Source organism: Amycolatopsis sp. NPDC033938, assembly GCF_055575975.1.
Window position 1 is genome coordinate 55123 of the sequence record NZ_JBVIRO010000018.1, and the last position, 21086, is coordinate 76208.

The 21086-nt window shown below is 68.2% G+C and carries 16 protein-coding genes and 2 pseudogenes; 8 read left to right on the plus strand and 10 right to left on the minus strand.

The annotated features are described in order from the left end of the window. Positions 1–10 precede the first annotated feature (10 nt). Positions 11–667: a GntR family transcriptional regulator gene (locus tag ACZ5ZX_RS33125; RefSeq protein WP_465505927.1), complete on the minus strand. Its 657-nt coding sequence runs from the start codon at positions 665–667 to the stop codon at positions 11–13. Positions 668–776: 109 nt separating this feature from the next. Here ACZ5ZX_RS33125 and ACZ5ZX_RS33130 point away from each other — a divergent pair, with 109 nt between their 5' ends. Both ACZ5ZX_RS33130 and ACZ5ZX_RS33135 read left to right on the plus strand, forming a co-directional pair. Next, positions 777–1208, plus strand: a complete 432-nt coding sequence (locus tag ACZ5ZX_RS33130) for a VOC family protein (RefSeq protein ID WP_465505928.1) — start codon at positions 777–779, stop codon at positions 1206–1208. 149 nt (positions 1209–1357) lie between these two features. Next, positions 1358–1837 (plus strand): cupin domain-containing protein, encoded by a 480-nt coding sequence (locus ACZ5ZX_RS33135; protein ID WP_465505929.1) that lies wholly within the window; start codon positions 1358–1360, stop codon positions 1835–1837. A gap of 3 nt (positions 1838–1840) precedes the next feature. On the opposite strand, the pseudogene ACZ5ZX_RS33140 reads toward ACZ5ZX_RS33135, so the two are convergent. Beyond that, a pseudogene (locus ACZ5ZX_RS33140) lies at positions 1841–1943 on the minus strand (RidA family protein); the annotation flags it as partial. Between the two features lie 29 nt (positions 1944–1972). Here ACZ5ZX_RS33140 and ACZ5ZX_RS33145 point away from each other — a divergent pair. The 4 genes and pseudogenes from ACZ5ZX_RS33145 to ACZ5ZX_RS33160 all read left to right on the plus strand — a co-directional run. After that, positions 1973–2101, plus strand: a pseudogene (locus tag ACZ5ZX_RS33145) (winged helix-turn-helix transcriptional regulator); the annotation flags it as partial. Positions 2102–2163: 62 nt separating this feature from the next. Next, on the plus strand, positions 2164–3096 hold the full coding sequence (locus ACZ5ZX_RS33150) for a helix-turn-helix domain-containing protein (RefSeq protein ID WP_465506008.1): 933 nt from the start codon (positions 2164–2166) through the stop codon (positions 3094–3096). 153 nt (positions 3097–3249) lie between these two features. After that, positions 3250–4506, plus strand: coding sequence for an HNH endonuclease signature motif containing protein (locus tag ACZ5ZX_RS33155; RefSeq protein ID WP_465505930.1), 1257 nt, complete (start codon positions 3250–3252; stop codon positions 4504–4506). A 237-nt stretch (positions 4507–4743) separates the two neighbouring features. Further along, positions 4744–6570 (plus strand): fibronectin type III domain-containing protein, encoded by a 1827-nt coding sequence (locus tag ACZ5ZX_RS33160; protein ID WP_465505931.1) that lies wholly within the window; start codon positions 4744–4746, stop codon positions 6568–6570. Between the two features lie 22 nt (positions 6571–6592). Here ACZ5ZX_RS33160 and ACZ5ZX_RS33165 read toward each other — a convergent pair whose 3' ends face one another. Then, entirely contained in the window at positions 6593–7408 is an 816-nt protein-coding gene (locus ACZ5ZX_RS33165) for a maleylpyruvate isomerase N-terminal domain-containing protein (protein ID WP_465506009.1), read from the minus strand. 256 nt (positions 7409–7664) lie between these two features. On the opposite strand from ACZ5ZX_RS33165, the gene ACZ5ZX_RS33170 reads away from it, so the two are divergent. After that, positions 7665–9113 carry a DHA2 family efflux MFS transporter permease subunit gene (locus tag ACZ5ZX_RS33170; RefSeq protein WP_465505932.1) on the plus strand — a complete coding sequence of 483 codons (1449 nt, stop codon included), beginning with the start codon at positions 7665–7667 and terminating at the stop codon, positions 9111–9113. 9 nt (positions 9114–9122) lie between these two features. Here the strand turns inward: ACZ5ZX_RS33170 and ACZ5ZX_RS33175 are convergent, their stop codons facing one another. The 3 genes from ACZ5ZX_RS33175 to ACZ5ZX_RS33185 are packed head-to-tail and all read right to left on the minus strand — an operon-like array spanning position 9123 to position 12372. After that, on the minus strand, positions 9123–10250 hold the full coding sequence (locus ACZ5ZX_RS33175; protein ID WP_465505933.1) for an acyltransferase family protein: 1128 nt from the start codon (positions 10248–10250) through the stop codon (positions 9123–9125). A gap of 57 nt (positions 10251–10307) precedes the next feature. Then, a complete protein-coding gene (locus tag ACZ5ZX_RS33180; protein WP_465505934.1) occupies positions 10308–11702 on the minus strand; it encodes an ATP-binding protein in 1395 nt (464 codons plus the stop codon). After that, on the minus strand, positions 11695–12372 hold the full coding sequence (locus tag ACZ5ZX_RS33185) for a response regulator transcription factor (protein WP_465505935.1): 678 nt from the start codon (positions 12370–12372) through the stop codon (positions 11695–11697). Before ACZ5ZX_RS33185 ends, ACZ5ZX_RS33180 begins: the two co-directional genes overlap by 8 nt. 226 nt (positions 12373–12598) lie before the next feature. Between ACZ5ZX_RS33185 and ACZ5ZX_RS33190 the strand changes: the two genes are divergently transcribed. After that, positions 12599–14344, plus strand: coding sequence for a glycoside hydrolase family 6 protein (locus tag ACZ5ZX_RS33190; RefSeq protein WP_465505936.1), 1746 nt, complete (start codon positions 12599–12601; stop codon positions 14342–14344). Positions 14345–14401: 57 nt separating this feature from the next. Here ACZ5ZX_RS33190 and ACZ5ZX_RS33195 read toward each other — a convergent pair whose 3' ends face one another. Genes ACZ5ZX_RS33195 through ACZ5ZX_RS33210 form a run of 4 tightly spaced genes read right to left on the minus strand, consistent with a single transcriptional unit; the run spans position 14402 to position 21076 of the window. Continuing rightward, positions 14402–16399, minus strand: a complete 1998-nt coding sequence (locus tag ACZ5ZX_RS33195) for an RICIN domain-containing protein (protein ID WP_465505937.1) — start codon at positions 16397–16399, stop codon at positions 14402–14404. A 35-nt stretch (positions 16400–16434) separates the two neighbouring features. Then, positions 16435–18198 (minus strand): glycoside hydrolase family 35 protein, encoded by a 1764-nt coding sequence (locus ACZ5ZX_RS33200; protein ID WP_465505938.1) that lies wholly within the window; start codon positions 18196–18198, stop codon positions 16435–16437. Continuing rightward, on the minus strand, positions 18191–19735 hold the full coding sequence (arfA, locus tag ACZ5ZX_RS33205; RefSeq protein ID WP_465505939.1) for an arabinosylfuranosidase ArfA: 1545 nt from the start codon (positions 19733–19735) through the stop codon (positions 18191–18193). The genes ACZ5ZX_RS33200 and arfA overlap by 8 nt, the downstream gene beginning before the upstream one ends. Positions 19736–19738: 3 nt before the next feature. Continuing rightward, entirely contained in the window at positions 19739–21076 is a 1338-nt protein-coding gene (locus ACZ5ZX_RS33210; RefSeq protein ID WP_465505940.1) for an ABC transporter substrate-binding protein, read from the minus strand. Between the last annotated feature and the right edge of the window lie 10 nt (positions 21077–21086).

The following is a 21086-nucleotide window of genomic DNA, read 5'->3' on the forward strand; positions in this document are numbered from 1 at the left end:
TCGTGCCACGTTACTTTCCGGTGAGCACGTCGAGAGCTTGACCGCGATGCGCAGCGAAGAGATCGAGGGCTTTCTCGCCGTCACGGGCACGAAGCGCCGACGCCAGCCTCCGGTGTTCCTCCGGAATGCTCGCGAGGTACCCCTCGGAGTTCACGCCGATGCGGGTCAGCAGGAACAGGTGGACCTGCGACCGGATGGCTTGCCAGGCCTCGTTGAGCCGACGATGCCCGGAAGCCGCGTAGACCGCGTCGTGGAAGTCGATGTCGCAGCGCACCATTTCGTGCTCGTCGCGCGCCCGTTCCATCCGCTCGACGACCTCGTCGATCGCGGCCAGATCCTCGTCCGAAGCGGAAGCGACGACCAACCGGACGGCGAGCTGCTCCAACGCGGAACGGAGACTGTCGAGTTCCGCGACGTCCACATCGGACAGTGTCGTGACGAGGGCGCCACGATGCCATTCACTGCGGACAAGCCCCTCGCGCTCCAGCCTGAGCAGCGCTTCGCGCACCGGACCGCGGCTGACGCCGAGCGCGGCCGAGAGTTCCACCTCGCGCAACTGCGCGCCAGGCGGATAGGCGCCACCGAAGATCGCGTCCCGGACCCTGTCGGCGACCTCGTCCGCCAGCCCGCGACGACGCGCCGGCACCACCCGCGCGGGTTCGCTCATCGCTCATCCCTCCTCTGGAACGCCTGATCGTAGCGACGGGATCACCGGCCCTGTTTTGTCCTAATGTTAACATCACGACAAGTGCCCGTCCGGAAAGGATCTCCTCGCCATGACCGTCCTCGACTCCCCGATCCCGCGCTTCCACCTCGCCATGCCCGTCGACGATCTGGCCGCCGCGCGCACCTTCTACGGCGACGTCCTCGGTCTCGAACAGGGCCGTAGTTCCGCCACGTGGATCGACTGGAACCTGCACGGCCACCAGTTCGTCACGCACCTCGCGCCGGAGCGGCCACAGCGGATCCACAACCCGGTCGACGGACACGACGTGCCCGTCCCCCACTTCGGCCTGATCCTCACCGTGCCGGAGTTCCAGAAGCTGGCCGATCGGCTGCGGGCCGCGAAGACGCGGTTCGTCATCGAGCCCTACGTCCGGTTCGAGGGGCAGACGGGCGAACAGTGGACGATGTTCCTGCTCGACCCGGCGGGCAACGCGCTGGAGTTCAAAGCGTTCGCCGACGACTCTCAGGTCTTCGCCGCTTGATACGCGCCGGCCTGGCGCGCGTCCGCACCGATCGATAATCCCCGGGTTATCGATCGGTGCGGATACCCGCGTTGATCAAGCCTTGGCGCCGGGAGAAGCTTCTTCTGTCAGCGAGCCGTTGACCACCGAAGACCAAGGAGATCGCCACCGTGTTCGACCCCATCCTCCTCCGTGCCGCCGACGCCGAGATCGTCAGCGACGCGCCGGGCAGCCACATCACCCTGCTGGCCGACTCCGACACCACCGACGGCGGCTTCACCGCGAACCGCGCGACCCTGAAGCAAGGCGTCTTCGGCACCCCGGCCCACTTCCACACCCGCGCGACCGAATTCTTCTTCGTACTCGAAGGAAAGCTTCAAGTACTCGTCGAGGAAACCCTGCACACCTTGGAAAAGGGCGATTTCCTCGCCGTGCCACCCCGGGTGCCGCACGCCTTCGGGCCCGCCGCCGACTCGGACGCCGACGTCCTGGTGACCTTCACGCCGGGCATGGCCCGCTTCGACTACTACCGGCTCCTGGATCGGGTCGCCCGCGGGGAAGCCGATCCCGCGGAGATCGCCGCGTCGTCGAAGCAGTACGACAACCACTACGTCGACAGTCCGATCTGGCGCGCTGCCCGCGGTCAGTGAGCGTCAGTCGATGACGGCGGTCGCTTCGACCTCGACCAGATGCTCGGGCACGTCGAGTGCGGCGACGCCGATCAGGCGTCCCCGGTGGGGCCGGGGTGCCGCCAGTTTCGCGACGTCGCCGACAAAGTGGGCACACCGACCGTGCCGCCGCGGGTCGACTACACCCTCACCGAGGCGGGCCACGGCATATGCGACCGGACCCACCGGTTCCTCGGCCACATCGAAGACTCGCGCCGACGGTTCGATACACCTGTTAACGGTTAACGCCCTGGCCAGCGCATCGCCTGGTTCACTTCCCGGCAGCGCGGACCTATGCTCGTCGCGTGATGTCCGGCCGAGCGGAACCCCGGCCCGAGTTCGAACGGTTGCTGCGCGACGGGCCCTTCGCCGACGCGCTGCGTGAGGCCATCCGGGCGCGTGGCCTCAGCCTGGAACGCCTTCGCGACCACCTGCGTGCTCGCGGCGTTTCGATCACTGCGGCGACACTCAGCTATTGGCAGTCCGGACGCAGCCGCCCCGAACGCCGGGATTCCGTGCTCGCCCTCCGCCACCTCGAGCAGGTGCTGGAAATCCCGTCCGGCTGTTTGGTCACATTGCTCGGACCGCCCCGCGCCCGCGGCCGATGGCCCGCCCGCGCCGACGGCCTGCCGGAGATCGGCCGGTTCTGGCCGGACCGGACGCGGATCGACGCGGCCGTCAGCGAGGTCGACACCCGGTGGGACGAGCGGCTGACGAGGATCAGCCAGCACGACGTCGTCTTCGTCGGGCCCGGCCAGGAGGAACTCGCGTTCCACTCCCGGCAGGTGCTGCGCGCCGAGGCCGACGGCCCGGACCGGTGGGTGGTGATCGTCCACATCGACGAACACGACCGGCCACTGCCGCGCGTGACGTCGCTGCGAGGCTGCCGTCCCGGCCGGAGCGTCCACCGCCCCGAAGACGGTCTTCTCGTGATGGAACTGCTCTTCGAACGACCGCTCGCGAAAGGCGAAACGGTCATCACCGAACACACCCTGTCCAACAGCGCACCGTTCCCGCACGCGACGAACTACGAACGCAAATTCCGCCTTCCGGTAAGGGAATACGTGCTCGAGGTCCGGTTCTCCCCCGATGTGCTCCCGGTATGCTGCCGCCGCTATTCCGAACAGGACGGACAGCAGGCGGAATGGACCGAAGTCCTTCCGGGTGGCGATTCCGTGCACGGGGTGGCCCTGAATTTCGGCCCCGGCCGCTTCGGGTTCGCTTGGGACTGGGAGGCTTAAGGCGTGTCTCGTGTGGTTCTTTTGCGGGCTTCACACCGCTCACTGCTCGCGAAGGTGCCTACGCGCGCTACGTAGTTTCTTGGCCGTAGTTTGCTCCCGTGTAGTCTGAATATGCGATAGCACAGGTGTTCGAGTAGGGGTATTGTTGGGGTCGTGGCCAGCGAAAACAGACCCCAGGTGGTGCGCTCCGAGTGGTGGCGTGCCGACACTGCGACGCTGCACGCCCGCAAACAGGAAATCGAGGTGTTGAAGCGTCAGCTGGAGGCGGAGCAGTACGCGATCCTCGCGGAAATCAATTCCCGCGGTATCCGCGGCTGCTCCGGCCATTCCACGCTCGCGGCGATGATCTTCGAAGACTTCCAGGTGACCGACCAGGAAGCTGGAGCCCGGGCCGATCGGGTTCTGGCGTTGCATCCGGGGCCGTCTATCGGTGGAGATCCTGAGCCGCCGCTGGCGCCGTTGACCGCCGAAGCTGCCGCCGAGGGTGCGATCGGGGGTGCGCAGATCGACGCGATCATCCGCACTCTCGCCCGCATCCCCTCCACCGTCTCGGAGGAAGCTGTGCGGGGCGGGGAGAAAATCCTCGTCGACTTGGCCCGGTGTGCGGGTCCTCGGCAGATCGCCCGCGCCGGACGACGACTCTTGGACAAGCTGGATCCCGACGGCAAAGAACCCCGCAACGAAGACCCCAAAGACACCCGGCCGGAGCTGCGGTTCGTCAAACACCGCGACGGAACACTCGGCCTCAAAGCCAGACTCGACCTCGAAACCTACGCGCGGTTGAAGTCCGACCTCGACCCGATGGCGAAACCCCACAAGGCCATCGACGGGGTCCGCGACTCCCGCACCCAGGACGAACGCTACGGAGACGCGTTCACCGACTATGTGCGGTTGAAGACCACCAGCCGGAACCTTCCCGGCCAGGCCGGGGAAGCCACCCACATTCTCGTCACCCTGTCGTATGAGGACCTGATCCGGGACATCGGTGAAGCACACCTGGATCTGGTCGGGCCGATCAGCGCCACCGACGCCCGCATCCTCGCCTGCGACGCCCGTGTCCGACCCGGCGTCCTCGGCACCGCGGGCGAACCACTGGATATCGGCCGGTCGAAACGGACGGTGTCACTGGCGCAGAAGTACGCGCTGACCCTCCGCGACGGCGGCTGCGCGTTTCCCGGCTGCGACATGCCGGTACCCCGCTGCACCGCACACCACATCGTCTTCTGGCGCCACCACGGCGAAACGAAGATCGACAATCTCGTGCTGCTCTGCACGAAGCATCACCGGCTCATCCACCACAGCGAATGGAAAGTCCAGATCGCCCAAGACGGGCTGCCGGAGTTCACCCCGCCCGCTTACCTCGACCCCACCGGGGCTCCGAGGCGCAACACCATGCACCTCAGGACATAGAAGAGCTTGATGTTCCCTGTGGGCTGAACGCCTCCGCAGGTGTCACTTCCTGCCCAGCCAAGAAAACTCAGGCAGGGCGGACCCCAGGCACCAGAACATCTCTGGTGCCCCTATGGGCTGGCCGCAACAGAGCCCGCGCAACACAAGCTTTTAATTGTTAACGACTCGCGGGTCTAAAATTCCACCGGACAGGAGCCTTACCGTCTGCGCACCTACTTTTCGATTCAAGGAGTGCGCATGCGACGGCACAGCAAAGTGCTTTCCTTTTTGAGCCTCATGGCGTTGGCCGCACTGGGATTCGGTCCGACGGCCCAAGCGGTCTCACCACCGGCTCCGGCCCATCCCGACGCCGAAGTGAACGGGGTGGCCGCCGCCTTCGGTCTGACCGTGTCCGAAGCGAAGTCCCAGCTCGCTGCCCAGGACGAGGCACATCGGCTGGCCGCGTCGCTTCCGGCCGGTCTGCGCGACCGCACTGCCGGGCAATGGTTCGACGCCGCCACGGGCAAGCTGACCGTGGCGGTCACGAACACCGCCGACGCCGACGCGGCCAAGGCGGCCGGTGCCGAAACGCGGCTGGTCGCCCGCACCAAGGGCGAACTCGACCGGACCGACGACGCCGTCCGCGCGCTGGTCGGCGACGGTGTTCCTGGCGTGTTCGGCTGGGGTGTCGACGTCCGCGGCAACGAGGTCGGCGTCTCGGTCGACCGTTCACGCAAGACCGCCGAGACCGAGCGTTTCCTTTTACAGGCGAAGAATCTCGGCGTGCGGATCACCGAAACCGGGTCGTCGCCCCGGCAGCAGGCGGGCACGATCCACACCGGCGACCCGTGGTGGCCGGGTAGCGAGTCCAACTGTTCGGTCGGATTCGGCGTGACGGATTCCTCCGGCGGCAAGCACTTCCTGACCGCCGGGCACTGCACGAACGACCGCGACCAAGCCGCCTATGGCGCGTCCGGCCAGCAGAACCGGATCGGCACGTCGAACGTCGGCGGGACGCGCAGCGTCAACGCCCGCGAGGGTGACATGGGTGTGGTCGCGGTGACGCAGTCCGGCTGGGAACTCTCGGCGGCGGTCAACACCTGGGGCGAGCCCGCCGTCACGGTCACCGGTTCGGCCGAGGCGATGGTCGGCGACCGGGTCTGCCACTCCGGCAACACTTCGCACTGGAAGTGCGGCGAAGTGAAGTACACGCACAAGGCCGTCGACTACGGCGGCGGGCTGATCATCGAAGATCTGACGTGGACGACGGCGTGCTCGCTCGGCGGCGACTCGGGCGGCGGCTGGTTGCTCGGCACCAAGGCGGTCGGCCTGCACGACGGCGGCCCGTCGAAGTGCGTGGAGAACCCCGGCGACGGCGACATGTCCCTCTTCCAGCCGGTGCTCGAAGCGCTGAACAAATGGAACCTCACCCTGGTGACGGGCGACGGCGGCGGCGACACGACGGCACCGAGCGCCCCCGGCAACGCCCGGTCCACCGGCACGACCTCGAACAGTGTCACGCTGGCCTGGGACGCGGCCACGGACAACGTCGGCGTCGCCGGTTACGACGTCTACAACGGCTCGGCACCGGCCGCTTCCACGACGGGCACCAGCACCACCGTGACCGGTCTCAGCCCGGACACCTCCTACAGCTTCACGGTGAAGGCCCGCGACGCGGCGGGGAACGTGTCGCCTGCGAGCGGTGTGGTGTCCGTCAAGACGCAGCCCGGCGACGCGGGCGGCCGGACGCTGAGCAACGGCACCGACTTCGCGATCCGTGACTACCAGCAGGTGTTCAGCCCGGTGACCTCGACACTCACCGGACCGGCCGCGACCACGCTCGGAGTTTCGGTGACGATCCGGCACACCTGCGCCGAGGATCTCGGCGTCACGCTCTTGGATCCGGTGGGCAAGGCCTACCCCCTCAAGTACAGCGGCGGCTCCACCTGCACGGCTTGGAACGGCACGCGGACGTTCTCGGTGCCCGGCGCGTCGTCCCCGGCCGGCGGGAAGTGGCAGTTGCGTGTCACCGACTACGGGCCCGGCGACATCGGAGTGCTCGATGTCTGGGCGCTGACGCTTTAAGGGCGCGGGAAGGCCCGCGTTCCTACGGCAACCTCACCACCCGCAGGAACGCGGGCAACAGCCACGGCCGGGGACCACTGACGACGATCTTGCGGGTCAGCGCGGAACGCGCCTTGCCGACCCGGTGGAACAACATCAGGTTCAGCGACGGCGGATCGAAGGAGATCCGCGCGTCCACCGGGCCGTCGGGCCGCTCGACCGTGACCCGCCCCCGATGCAGCATCAGGACGACCGGAGCCGTGTACGCCGATCGGAAGGCGACGGCGATGCGTCTCTCCCTCGGTGGTTCGTCGGTGTCGAGGAGATGCCCGACGTCGTGGGTCAGCACGCCCACCAGGAAGAGGTCGAAGAACAGGGCCGCGTCACCCGGTGGGATCGTCCAGGGCAGCTTCAACGCCTTGGCGATGTCCCAGCCGTGGATCTGCAATTCGTTGACCAAATGGGCGAGGACACCGGCAAGTGGCACCTTCGAGTCCCCGAGCCAGCTCAGCGGGGTCGCCGGATCGGCGTCCTCCGTCACTCGCAGCACTTCCTCGATGTCAGCGAGCAACCCCGCCACCAGCACGCCGATGTCGCGTTCGGGAAACTTCTCCAGCACCAAGGCGTTCAGCACGGAAACCGTGTCCACAGTGGTCTTCTCGACCTGCCCCTGCCCGCGGGCGTCCAGCAGCCGCGCGCCGTCCGGCCGCACCAGCGAGGTGTACATCTTCGCGATCAGCGCGACGTGGGCGACGGTGTCGGCCACCGTCCACTCCGCGGTGACCATCGAGGCCGGATCCGGGACGCCGGTCACCAGCTCGGCGAAACGCGCGCCCGTCACCCGATAGGCGCGTCGCACCGACCTCCACTGAGCCACGGTGATCTCACTGGTCACAGCACGATTTTAGGTTGGCGGGACGGGAAATTCGTTCCTCTCCCGTGCGGAGCGGTCGTCCGCCCACAGCGGAGTGACCGTACTAACTACGGAAATCGACGTGACACACACCGGCCGGCACAGGCAGACTGAACCCCGATCAGCCTCGCCTTCGCTGTCACCGTTGCCGTCGCCGGAGGCGGCCCGACGCGGACAGCGGCCTTCCAGGAGCCCCACACAGATGACCGAAACCATGCCCGAAACGACTCACGACCAGGAAAGAGCACCGGCGAGCGCCGGGCTCCTGATCGGGGTGCTGGTCCTTTCCGCGTTCGTGATGATCCTCAACGAGACGATCCTGAGCGTCGCGTTGCGTGACCTGACCGTCGACCTCAAGGTCCCGACCACCACCGTGCAGTGGCTGACCAGTGGCTTCCTGCTCACCATGGCGGTCGTCATCCCGACCACCGGGTTCTTGCTCGAACGGTTCACCCCGCGCCAGGTCTTCCTCGCCTCGCTGACCCTGTTCAGCCTCGGCACCCTGGTCAGCGCGGTCGCGCCGGGATTCGCCTTCCTGCTGGTCGGCCGGGTGATCCAGGCTTGCGGTACGGCGGTCATGCTGCCGCTGCTGATGACGACGGTGATGCGCCTGGTCCCGGTGGAGAAGCGCGGCGCGACGATGGGCACGATCACCATCGTCATCGCGGTCGCCCCCGCCATCGGCCCGACCATCGGCGGCGCGGTCCTCTCGTCGCTGGGCTGGCGCTGGATGTTCTGGATCGTGCTGCCGCTCGCGCTCGCCGCGCTGGTGGTCGGCATGCTGCGGCTGCGGCTGGACAGCGATACCCGCAAGGTCCCGCTGGACGTGCTGTCGGTGATCCTGTCCGCCGTCGGTTTCGGCGGCGTGCTGTACGGCCTGTCGGTGTCCGGCGAGTCGGCGGGCGGGCATCAGCCGGTGCCGCCGTGGGCGCCGATCGCATTCGGCGTGGTGGCGCTCGCGGTGTTCACCTGGCGACAGCTGCGCCTGCAAAAAGAAGACCGCGCGCTGCTGGACCTGCGTCCGTTCACCCACCGCAGCTTCGTCGTCTCACTGGTGCTGACGGCGCTGTTGTTCATGTGCCTGCTCGGCGCCGCGGCGATCCTGCTGCCGCTGTACCTGCAGACCGTCCTGCACACCAGCACGTTCGTCAGCGGGCTCGCGGTGCTTCCCGGCGGCCTGGCCCTCGGCCTGCTCGGCCGTCCGGTCGGTGCGCTGTACGACCGCTTCGGCCCCCGGCCGCTGGTCATCCCCGGCGCGGCCTCGATGGCGGTCTCGCTGTGGCTGTTCGCCCTGCTGGGCGCGGAATCACCGCTGGTCGCGGTCATCGCCATCCACATCCTCCTGATGTGCGGGCTCGGCCTCATGATGACGCCGCTGATGACCGAGTCCCTCGGTTCGCTGCCCGAACACCTCTATTCACACGGCAGCGCGATCCTCGCCACCCTTCAGCAGCTCGCCGGCGCGCTCGGCACCGCCTTGTTCATCGCGGTCGCCACGGCGAGCACGGTGACGGCCGGGGCGGCCAGCCCCGACGCGACGGGTATCCGCACCACCTTCATGGTCGCCGGCTGCGTCGGTCTGGCCGCGTTCGTCGGTTCGCTGTTCGTCAAGAAGAACGCCAACGCCGGTGCGGTGGCCGCGCACCACTGACGACCTGGCTCACCTCGCGCCCGCCGCGGCCTCCACCGGAGGCTCGGCGGGCGCGCGTCGTCCGATCATCTTCCGCCCGTAGGCGATGGCGGGCTGTTCGACCCATCGGCGCAGCGCGCAGGCGAACAGCAGGGCGACCCCCGTGGTCACCGCGGCCTTGGCGATCCCGCTGGGCAGCAGCCAGCCGGACACTCCGGCGGCCGCGGTCTGGGCGAGGTAGAGCGCGTACGAGCGATCGCCGACGAAGGTCATCGGGCCGCTCGAGAGCAGCTGCCGGACCGGACCGGGTGAAACGACGGCCACGAGCAGCAGCGCCGAGCCCGCCGCGTAGACCGGGACGACGGACTGCCAATGCCCGCCGAGTGCCTTCGCCAGCGGTCCGACCGAGAACTGCAGCACGACGAACCCGCAGGCGATCACCGTGGCGACGGCGGGACTGGTCAGCGGCCGGAACAGGGCGAAGCCGCGGGGATGGTGCAGCGCCATCGCCAGCAGGCACCCGATGACCAGTGAGCAGTAGTGCACCGAAAGGCTCGCCCAGGTGTGCGACGGCGCCAGCGGCAGCGCGACCAGCACCACGCCGAGGACGGCCGACGTGCCGAGCAGGAGCCGCAGCGCTGTCTTCCCGCTTCGCGCGAACGAGGTGAGCACCAGCAGCGCGGGCCAGACCAGGTAGAACTTCTCCTCCACGCCCAGCGACCACGACGTCGGGTAGGGCGTGTTGAAGTCGACCAGCTCGTTGCCGAAGACGAGGTAGTACGGCATGGCGTCGGCGAGCCTGCTGCTCTGGTACGTGCCGCCGATGATCACCGCGATCGTGGTCAGCGCGAGGAGCAGGAAGTACACCGGAAAGATCCGGAAGACGCGCCGGAGGTAGAACTCGCGCAACGAGATCCGGCCGGTGCGGCCCTCCTCGCGCAGGGACAACGTGGTGATCAGGAAGCCGGACAGCACGAAGAACAACTGCACGGCGATCCAGCCCTGCAGCCGGTCCACGATCGGACCGCCGTAGTGGAAGAACACGACGGCCACGGCGGCGAGCGCGCGCACGCCGGTGAGGCCGGGGAACCAGGACGACTCCAGGTAACCGGCGTGGCTGAGCGGCTGCCACCAGGAGCGGCGCGAGAGATCGGACATGGCCCGTAGGTTCGGGCCCGGACGCTGAACCGAAGCTTAAGGAAGCTGAAGCCGTCTTCAGCTTCGTGTTCCCGCCGAGGGCAATCGGACGACGAGGCGGGCACCGCCGTCGTGATCGTCGACCTCGGCGGTACCGCCATGGGCGTGGGCGATGTCGGCGACGATCGCCAGCCCGAGTCCGGCGCCGCCTTCGTCACGCGCACGGCCGTCGTCCAGCCGAACGAACCGGTCGAACACCCGCTCACGGTCCGCGGCGGGAATGCCGGGGCCGTCGTCGGTGACCGTCAGCACGCAGAACTCGTCCACTGTGGACACGGCGACCTCGACGCCGGTGCGGGTGTGCCGCTGCGCGTTGTCGATCAGGTTGCGGAGCAAGCGTTCCAGCCGACCGCGGTCGCCGAGCACCACCGGATCCCCTTCCAGCCTTGCCCGCACCCCCTGCCGTCCGGAGAGACAGGATTCGACCACTTCGGACAGTCGTACCGGGGTGAGCCGTTCGGGGCCGGAGTTGTCCAGCTTGCCGAGGAGCACGAGATCGGCGACGAGATCCTGCAGCCGGGTGATGTCGAGGAGCGCGTTGCGGCAGGCTTCGCGCCAGTCCAGCCGGTCCGGATGTGCGAGCAGGACCTCCAGCTGCGTCCGCAGCGAGGCCAGCGGCGTGCGGAGTTCGTGCGACGCGTCCGAGGTGAACCGGCTCTGCCGGGTGACGGCGGTGTCCAACCGGGAGAGCATCGTGTTCATCGTCTCCGCGAGCTTCGCGATCTCGTCACCGCTGTCCGGGGCCGGTACGCGGCGGGAAAGATCGTGCGCGCCGATTTCCGCGACCTCGGACCGGATCGCCTCGACCGGTCGCAGCGAGCGGCGGACCGCGAGCCACGCGATCACACCGATCAGCAGGGCTACCACCGGGACACCGATCAACAAGGTCATCCGTACCGAGTCCAGCGCCGCCTGCCCGGACTCGTCGACGATGGCGGCACCGAAGACCCGATATTTGCTGTCCCCGCTCGCGGTCGCGTGGACGTGCAACCGGAGCCCGTCCCCCTCTGGGTCCGTCCCGAGCACGGGTGCGCAGCCGACGGATTCCTGCCTGCCGAGGTCCACCTCGCCGGGCTTGATGATGCGGACGTCGTCCCCGGACCCGGTTCTTTCGTCCGGCTCGATCGCTCCGGAGCGCAGACCGGGACAGGAGGCGAGGCGCTTCCCGGTCTGGCTGGTCACCTCGTAGATCGAGTCCCGGACGAGGAGGCGCAGGTCGGCGGGAGCCGCGCCGTTGTTCAGCAACTGGACGATCGCGTCCGCCCGCGCCCGCGCCAGTTGCGCCGCGCCGTACCCCAAGCGGCTCTGGGCATCGAGCACGAGCCAGGCCGAAACGACCCCGAGCGCGATGATCGACGCCAGGAACGCGGTCAGCGCGACCCGGAAACGGGTCGACCGCAAGCCTTTACGCACCGGAGGTCACCACGTGGTAGCCGGCGCCGCGGACCGTCCGGATCGTCTCCGCGCCGAACGGCAGATCGATCTTGCGCCGCAGCGCGCTCACGTGGACCTCCACCAGGTTCGCCGTCGCCGACGCCGCGAAGTCCCAGAGGTTTTCGAGCAGTTCGGCCTTGGTCACCACCTCGCCCTGCCGCTTCATCAGGTACGCCAGGAGGGCGAACTCCTTGCCGGTCAACGGGATCACCGTGGCGCCACGACGGCAGACGTGGCTCGCCTGGTCGAGCTCCAGATCGCCGAGCCGCAACGTGCCCGGCCGGGTCGCTCCCCCGCGCCGGATCAGCGCCCGCAACCGGGAGAGGAGGACGCCGTAGGAGAAGGGCTTCGGCAGGAAGTCGTCGGCGCCGGTGTCCAGCGCCTCGATCTCGTCGTCTTCCCCGTCCTTGGCGGTCAGCATGAGGATCGGCGTGGTGTCGCCCCGTTCGCGCAGCCTGCGGCAGACGCGGTAGCCGTTCAAACCCGGCAGCATGATGTCGAGGATCATGGCGGCGTACGGGTGTTCGTCGGCGTACCAGAGCGCGTCGCGGCCGTTGTGCGCGACGTCCACGGCATAGCCCTCGGCGCTCAGCCCGGCGCGCAACGATTCGGCGAGCCGCCGCTCGTCCTCCACGAGCAAGATCCTCATCGGGTCACGATCCCATACGGCCGCTTCAGGCCTGTTCGCCGCTGTCCGGGTGTAGGCGGCACCCCCATCAGGACGAGCCTTCCCCCGGGTGGCTTAGTCCTTTCGTAGCCTTCTGGGAGCGATCCCACATTACGGACCAAGCGACCTTGTCATGTCCGGCTCACCGCCTTACGGTCCCCATGGGAGCGCTCCCAGACATCGGATTCCGGTCGCAAGGAGGCGACGTATGAGATTCCGCAGAAAGGGTGTTTCGGCACCCCTGGCCGTCACCGCGGTACTCGCGATGGTCGGGGTACCGGCGGTCTTGGGCTCGAGCGCCGAAGCCGCGCCGGGGTGCAAGGTCGACTACACGATCACCAACCAATGGGACACCGGTTTCGGGGCGACCGTGACCGTCACCAACCTCGGCGACCCGATCAGCGGTGGCTGGACGCTGGAGTGGGACTTCCCCGGAAATCAGCGGGTCCAGCAGGGCTGGAACGGGACGTTCGGTCAGCAGGGCGGGCACGTGACGGTCCGCGACGCGGGGTGGAACGGTTCGCTCTCCACCGGCGGCACCGTCTCCCCCGGCTTCAACGGAAGCTACTCAGGCACCAACGCGAAACCCGCGGTCTTCACCTTGAACGGCACCACCTGCACCGGTTCCACCACCCCGACCACGACCACCACCACGACGACGTCGTCCCCGACCACCACGACCTCCACCCCGAACCCGGGCGGCCCCAAGGTGGACAACCCCTACGTCGGCGCCGGGGTGTACGTGAACCCGGACTGGTCGGCGAAGGCCGCCGCGGAACCGGGTGGCGCCCGGATCGCGAACCAGCCCACCGCCGTCTGGCTGGACCGCATCGCCGCCATCACGGGCACGACCAGCGGCCGCGGGTTGCGTGCCCATCTCGACGAGGCACTCCGGCAGAGCGCCGGGAAACCGTTGGTCATCCAGCTGGTGATCTACAACCTGCCCGGCCGTGACTGCTCCGCGCTCGCCTCGAACGGCGAACTCAAGGCGGACGAACTCGGGCGATACCAGACGGAGTACATCGACCCGATCGCCGCGATCCTCGCCGATCCGAAATACTCGACGTTGCGGATCGTGAACGTGGTCGAGCTCGACTCGCTGCCGAACCTGGTCACCAACGTGACACCCCGTCCGACGGCCACGCCCGGATGCGACGTCATGAAGGCCAACGGGAACTACGTCAAGGGCGTCGGCCACGCGCTGGCGAAGTTCGGCCCGATCCCCAATGTCTACAACTACATCGACATCGGGCACCACGGCTGGCTCGGCTGGGACGACAACCTCGGCCCGTCCGCCGCGCTGATGGCCGAGGCCGCGCGGTCCTCCGGCAGCACGACGGCCAACGTGCACGGTTTCATCGCCAACGCCGCGAACTACGGTGCGCTCAAGGAGCCGTACTTCACCGTGAACGACAGCGTCGGCGGCACTTCGGTGCGGACGTCGAAGTGGGTCGACTGGAACCGCTACGTCGATGAACTGTCCTACGCACAGGGATTCCGGCAGGAAGCCATCCGCGCCGGGTTCTCGTCGGACGTCGGCATGCTCATCGACACCTCCCGCAACGGCTGGGGCGGCGCCGCCCGGCCGACCGGCCCCGGGCCGTCCACCACGGTCGACGCCTACGTGAACGGCAGCCGGACGGATCGCCGCATCCACCTCGGCAACTGGTGCAACCAGGCGGGCGCGGGGATCGGCGAACGCCCCAAGGCCGCACCGGAACCCGGGATCGACGCCTACGTCTGGGTCAAGCCGCCGGGCGAGTCCGACGGTGCCAGCAAGGAGATCCCGAACACCGAAGGCAAGGGTTTCGACCGGATGTGCGACCCGACCTACACCGGTAACCCGCGGAACCAGTACAACATGTCCGGGGCGCTTCCCGACGCGCCGCTCTCCGGTCACTGGTTCTCCGCACAGTTCCAGGAACTGATGAAGAACGCTTACCCGGCGCTCTAGGGGTGGGTCTCGTGAGTGGTGATGACGGTGCTGACCGTCATCACCACTCACGGGCTTTTAGCGGGCCAAGGCCTGCCACCGCTGGTTGGCCCCGTTGGTGGGCTGATAGAGCCCGATCCGCGCACCGTCCTCACGGGACTCGCCGGTCACGTCGAGCAGCCCGCCCGTCGCGACGTTGACGAAGGCCCAGGTCCCGTCGCCGGTGCTCGACAACATCCAGCGTGACGCCGGGCCGTCCGTTCCCGCGGGAGCCAGCGTCACCGCGCCGCCCGAGGCGCCGAGCACCTGTCCAGTCCCCGCGTTCGTGATCGTGAACTGATCCCGGTTGCCGTACCGGCCGGTGCGGTCGGTCAACGTCCACCGCTGAGCCGCGGCGGAGGCGTCCGTCGTCCGCTGCACCAGGGCGCCGTTCTCGGCGCTGAGCGATTTGCCGCTCTGTACGCCGGCGAAACCGAACGCCTTGCCGGAGCCGAGGCCCGTCCCGGAGGCGACCGACCCGACGCCGTCGACCACGAAACTGGTCACCGACCGGGCCGGGACACGCAGCGTCGCCTTCTGGCCGGCCACCTTCACCGCCTTACCCGGCTTGAGCGCGCCACCGACGTCCGTCACCACAGGAGTCACCTTGGCGCCGGGCTGGATCCGGCCGAAGCCGGACAGGTCGAGGGTGACGTCCCGTTCGGTGTCGCCCGCGTTGACATGGACCACCGTCGCCAGGTTCTCGCCACGCATCGCGGCGGTGCTGGAAGTGTCGTTCACGCCGATCACGCGGTCACCCGGCTTGATGTAGTGGGTGAAGTTCCGCATGGTGTGGTACTTCGTGTTCGTCCTGATCGGACAGTTCGCCAAGGTGGCGTTCGCCGGGCAGTCGAACGGGATCTGGATCTCGCCCCAGTTCATCCCCTCCGGCCGCTCGCCGCCCGGCTTCATCGCGTTGTAGTCCTCGATCGGCTGCCAGCCGATCCACGCGCTCGGCTCCAGTTCGCGCAGGTCGCCGGTGATCTGCCGGGCCAGACCGAGGCCGGGGTCCATACTCGTGAAGTCCTGCCCGTCCTTCCAGCTACCGCCGACCTCGCTCATCCACAGCGGTTTCGCCGCGCCTTTGGCCAGGTCACGCGGGATGGGACGGTTCCCGGTGCCGTAGGTGTGCACGTTGAGCCGCCCGGCCGCCGCGCGGGCTTCGGGCGACCAGCCGTTCCAGTCCGCGGCGAAGATGTCCGGATTGGTTTCGTCGGGGGCCGACACGATCGCCCGCGAACCGCTCGCCGCCAGCGCCTTCGCCATTTCGGGGATCAGCCGGGACTGGACCGACGGCCCGATGTGCGCGCCTTCCTGCCTGCCGCCGGTCGGGTTGCCGTCGGCGCCGAGGGTGGTCTTCCAGTAGTTCGTGTTGGGCTCGTTCAGCGGGTTCACCGACGTGAACTTGATGCCATGCGCGTTTTCGAGGGTCTTGGCGGCCTTCGCCAGATACGCGGTGAAGTCGCCCATCTTCTCGGCGCGCAGCTGCTCGTCGGTGGGATTGAACCCGCCGGAGACGTAACCCGACACCGTGTGGAAGTACGGCGGCGAGTTGCTGAACGCCTCCCAGCGGGTGATCCGCTTCTTGATCCGGTCCACCCACCAGCGCTGATTCGGGTCCGCGGCGGGGTCGAACTCCGCGGGGTCACCGGGGGTCCACCAGTCCTTGTCCGCGCGGGTCGTCCCGGCAGGCGCCTTCCACCAGCCGGGGATCGCGCCGCCAGGACGCAGGTACGGCGGGACGTCCGGCGCGTTGCCGCCGCCGATGTTGAACCGGGCGATGGTGAAGTTCAGCCCCTCCTCACCGAACACCATGTCGGCCAGCTTCGTGCGGATCGGGTCCGGGTAACGGCCGGTGGCCTCCGCCATCCACGCGAGGCTGGAGCCCCAGCCCTCGAAGGTCTGATGGCGGTACGTGGGGTCGGGCCGGACGGTGACCGCGTCGGCGGCCGAGGCCGTCGCGACGAACAGCCCGGCCGCGGTCAGCGGTACACAGAGGACGGTGAACAGACGGCGGAACGCGGTTCTCGAGTTCATCGGTGAACTGCCCTTCGTTCGGATCCGTTTGCCGGTCAGGCTTCGGTGTGCCCCAAAAGCGGACGGGGAACGAACCGCGCCTCGGTTTCGAGCATCGTGTCGAGTTCCAATACGACCAGATCGTTGACGCCGGCCCGGACGACCGGTCGCGGCACGTACAGCGTCCTTTGTGGACCTCGGCGCCAGTACCGGCCGAGCAGGAACCCGTTGATCCAGACCAGGCCCTTGCCCCAGTGCGCGGTATCGAGGAAGAGGTCGGCGGGTTCGTCGAGCTCGAATCCGCCCCGCACCACCACCGGGCCGGACAACGGCCCCGCCTGGCTCTCGGTCGTGGAGACCTCCGGGAGGAGATCCGGCAGCGCGGCCACGTCGATCGGGACGACCTCCCAGCCGGTCAACGGCTCGCCGTGCAGGCGCGCGCCGCCGACGATCCCCTTGGCCTCGCCGATCCGCTCCCCGTAGTTGACCCGCCCCAGGTCCTCGATCAGCACGAGCAGTTCGCCGCGCGCACGGGGCAAGCGGATCGCGCGGTCGCGGTGCTCGCGAAGAAGGGTGCCGAGGCGGTCACCGTCGAAGAACACGGTCGCCCGGTCACGTACCTCCCCGAAGGTCAGGACACCCGGCTTCTCGGCGTCGACGTCTACCCGCAGGAACGCCAGGCGCGGCGTCGGGGTCAGTTCGTCGAAGGCGGGCAGGTGTTCGTGGACCTGCGCGGTCCCCCAGTGCCGCGGCGAATCGAGCAGCCAGATGGGGTCGTGCAGTGCCGCTACCGGCGTCGGCGCCGGACGGGCTTCGGGCGGAACGCTGTCGGGAACCTTGTGGTAACGCGCGATCACGTCACGGAACGCGTGGTACTTCGGTGTCGGGTCACCGGCTTCGTCGAGCGGGGCGTCGTAGTCGTAAGAGGTGACCAGCGGCTGGTAGACACCCTTGTCGTTGGCGCCGTTGGTGAGACCGAAGTTGGTACCGCCGTGGAACATGTAGAGGTTCACCGAAGCGCCGGCCGCGAGCAGCGCGTCCAGATCCGCCGCGGAATCGGCGACCGTGGTCGTGTGATGGTGCGCGCCCCAGTGGTCGAACCAGCCGTCCCAGAACTCGCTGCACATCAGCGGCCCGGTCGGCTGGTGTTCACGCAGGGTCTTCATTCGCGCGGTGCTCTGCGAACCGAACGACGCCGTCCGGTGGAGCACCCCGTCGAGGCCGCCGTTCTCCAGCATTTCGTGGGTGGGCTGGTCCACCGTGGTCAGCGGGACGGTGATCCCGGCGGCGCGGGTGTAGTGGGTCAGCGCGGCCAGATACCGCTTGTCTGCGCCGAAAGCGCCGTACTCGTTCTCGACCTGGACGAGCAGGACCGGTCCGCCGCGGTCGATCTGGTGCGGCGCGACCACCCGGAACACGTCGTCCAGGTAGCCGCGGACGGCGGCGAGGTAGCGCGGTTCGAACTCGCGGACCCGGAGTTCGCGGTCGCGCAGCAGCCAGGTCGGCAGGCCGCCGTTGTCCCATTCCGCGCAGATGTACGGTCCCGGCCGGACGATCGCGTACATCCCGGCCTCGGCGATCAGCCGGAGGAACCGGTCGAGATCGAGGCCGCCGGAGACGTCGAACTCGCCTTGTTCGGGCGAGTGGGCGTTCCACGCGACGTAGGTCTCGATGGTGTTGAGGCCCATGCGGCGGGCCTTGTCGATGCGGTCGGCCCAGAGGTCCGGGTGCACCCGGAAGTAGTGCAGTGCACCGGAAATGATCTGGAACGGTTTGCCGTCGAGCAGGAAGTCGTTCTCCCCGATGCTGAACTCAGACATCCCGGACCACCACCGTGGCCAGCCGGAGCGCGGTCCAGGAAAGGGGCGGGAGCGTGGCGGTGATGGTGGTTCCTTCCGGGTCGTGCTCGGCCGTCACGTCGGGCGACGGGACGGGCCGGACTGGTTCTCCGTGGACGGAATTCGTGGCGTGGCGGTCGTGCCCGTCCGGGACCGTGACGGTCCAGGCCCCGTCCGGCGTCAGCCGCGCGCCGCGGACGCGCAACCGCACTTCGGTCGCGGACACGGTGGAGCGGTTGGTGAGGAAGACGGCACAGCGGCCGTCTTCGTCGAAGGTGGCCGCGGCGTCGACGACGTCGACCCGGCCGTGCAGTCCGGTGTGGACGGTGTCGCCCTCGACGGTGAGCCGAAGGCTGTTCCCCTTGGCGAGCTTCGAAACCAGGCTGAACGGGTGGAACGTCGTCTGCCGCCACGCCGGACCGCCGGGTTCGGCGCGGATCGGCGCGATGACGTTCACCAGTTGCGCCTGGTTGGCCATCGTGACGCGGTCGACGTTACGCAGCAGGGAGCCGAGCAGCGAGCCGACCACGACAGCGTCGGTGACGGTGTAGTCGTCCTCGATGATCCGGGGGTGTTCCCGCCAGCCGCCGCCGATCAGTTCGTGCTGCTCGACCTCGTTCCAGTGGCGCTGATCCCAGACGTTCCACTCGTCGACGCTGATACCGATCTTCTTGTCGAGACCGGTTTTCGCGAGGACGTCGTCGATGATCCCGGCGGTGGTGCGGATGAACTCGTCGAGCCCGGCCGCACTGGCCAGGTAACTCGCGACGTCACCGTCGTGCTCCTGGTAGTAGGCGTGCAGCGAGAGATGGTCGACGAGCGCCGCGGTGTGCTCCAGGACGGTGCGCTCCCAGTGCCCGAACGTCGGCATCTCGCTGCTCGAACTCCCCGCGACGACGAGTTCGACGCCAGGGTCGATCATCCGCATGAGCCGCGCCGTCTCGGCGGCAAGGCGGCCGTACTCGTCGGCGGTCTTGTGCCCGACCTGCCACGGCCCGTCCATCTCGTTGCCGAGGCACCAAAGCCGGAAGCCGAACGGACGGTCGGCGCCGTTCGCACGCCGCCGTTCGCTCAGTTCCGTCCCGCCAGGGTGATTGCAGTACTCGAGGACGTCGGCGGCCTCCTGGATACCGCGGGTGCCGAGGTTGACCGCGTACATCACCTCGACGTCCGCGGCTTCGGCCCACGCGGCGAATTCGTGCAGGCCGAAGCGATTCGACTCGACGCTGTGCCACGCGGGATCCAGCCGGACGGGGCGGCCGTCCACCGGACCGACGCCGTCCTCCCAGCGATAGCCGGAGACGAAGTTCCCACCGGGATAGCGGACGACGGACGGACCGAGTTCACGGACGAGGCCGAGGACGTCACCCCGGAAACCGCTACCGTCAGAAGTGGAGTGTCCTGGTTCGAAGAGTCCCGTGTAGACGGACCGGCCCATGTGCTCGACGAACGAGCCGAACAGCCGTCGCGGCACCGGGCCGACCACCTCGGAGACGTCGGCTTCGATCTGGATGCCCACGCCTCACCCCGCGCTGACGGTGAAGCCCTGCTGGTTGCCGTAGTCCACGAGCGCCTGCTGCCAGGCGTTGAGTCCGGCATCGAGCGAGGTGCCGTTGAGGTAGGCCTTGCCGACGGTGTCGCTGAAGACGCTGTTGGCGTAGGTCTGGTACGGCAGGTACGTCCAGCCCTTGGCGACGTTCTTCGACGCCTCGGTGAGCACCTGGTTGATCTTCTGCCCGCCGAAGTAAGGATTGGCCTCGTCGAGGAAGGCGGGCGAGCTCAGGTCGGCCGTGGTGGCGGGGAAACCGCCACTGGCGATGAACGGCTTGACGCCGTTGCCGTGGTTGAGCCAGCGGACGAACGCCGCGGCCAGCGCCGGGTTGCCGCTCTGCTTCAGGACCGACTGTGTGCTGCCGCCGTTCTCCGCGGTGACCGGCTGTCCACCGTCGTAGGTCGGCATCGGCGCCACCGCCCATTTCCCGGCACCACCGGGGACCGAGGATTTGAAGTTACCCGGCATCCAGGCGCCGGTGACCAGCGAGGCGATGGTGCCGTCACCGAGTGCGCGGAACCAGTCGTCGGACCACTCCTTGATCGGGGCGAGCAGCTTGCCCTCGACCAGCTGGTTCCACATCGCGGTCCACTTCTTGGTACCGGCGTCGGCCAGGTTGATCTTCACGTTCCGGCCGTCGGCGGTGAACGGCTTGCCGCCGGCCTGCCAGATCATGCTGCTGGCGAAACCGGGGTCGCCGGTGTCGGAGGTGATGTACTTGCCGGGGTCGGCAGCGTGCAGCTTCTTGCCCGCGGCGACGTATTCCTCCCAGGTCTTGGGCACGGCGATACCGTTGGCGTCGAAGACTTCTTTGTTGTAGAAGAGCGCCATCGGACCGGAGTCCTGCGGGAGGCCGTATAGGCCGTTATTCACCCGGACGCTGGACCAGGTCGAGGGCGAGTAGTCCTTCTCGAACGCGCCGAAGCCGTACTGGTCGAGGTTGGCCAGCGACTCGGTCAGGGCGAACTGCGGCAGTGCGTAGTACTCGATCTGCGCGACGTCGGGTCCGCCGGTGCCTGCCTTGATCGCGTTCTGCAGTTTGGTGTACTGCTCCTTGTTGGTGCCGGCGTTGACGTAGTTGACCTTGACGTTCGGGTATTCCTTCTCGAACGCCGCGACCTGGTCCTTGGCCGACGGGGTCCAGCTCCAGTAGGTGATCGTGCCGCCTGCCTTCAGCGCGGCGTCGACCGAGTCCTGTGTCCCGGTGGCGGTGGCCGGGCCGCCCGCGCCGGAGGAACAGCCGACGGCCAGCGCCGCGGCCAGTGTCACGGCGACGACCGCTTTGACGCTTCTGTGGATGCGTGGCATCGAGTGTCCT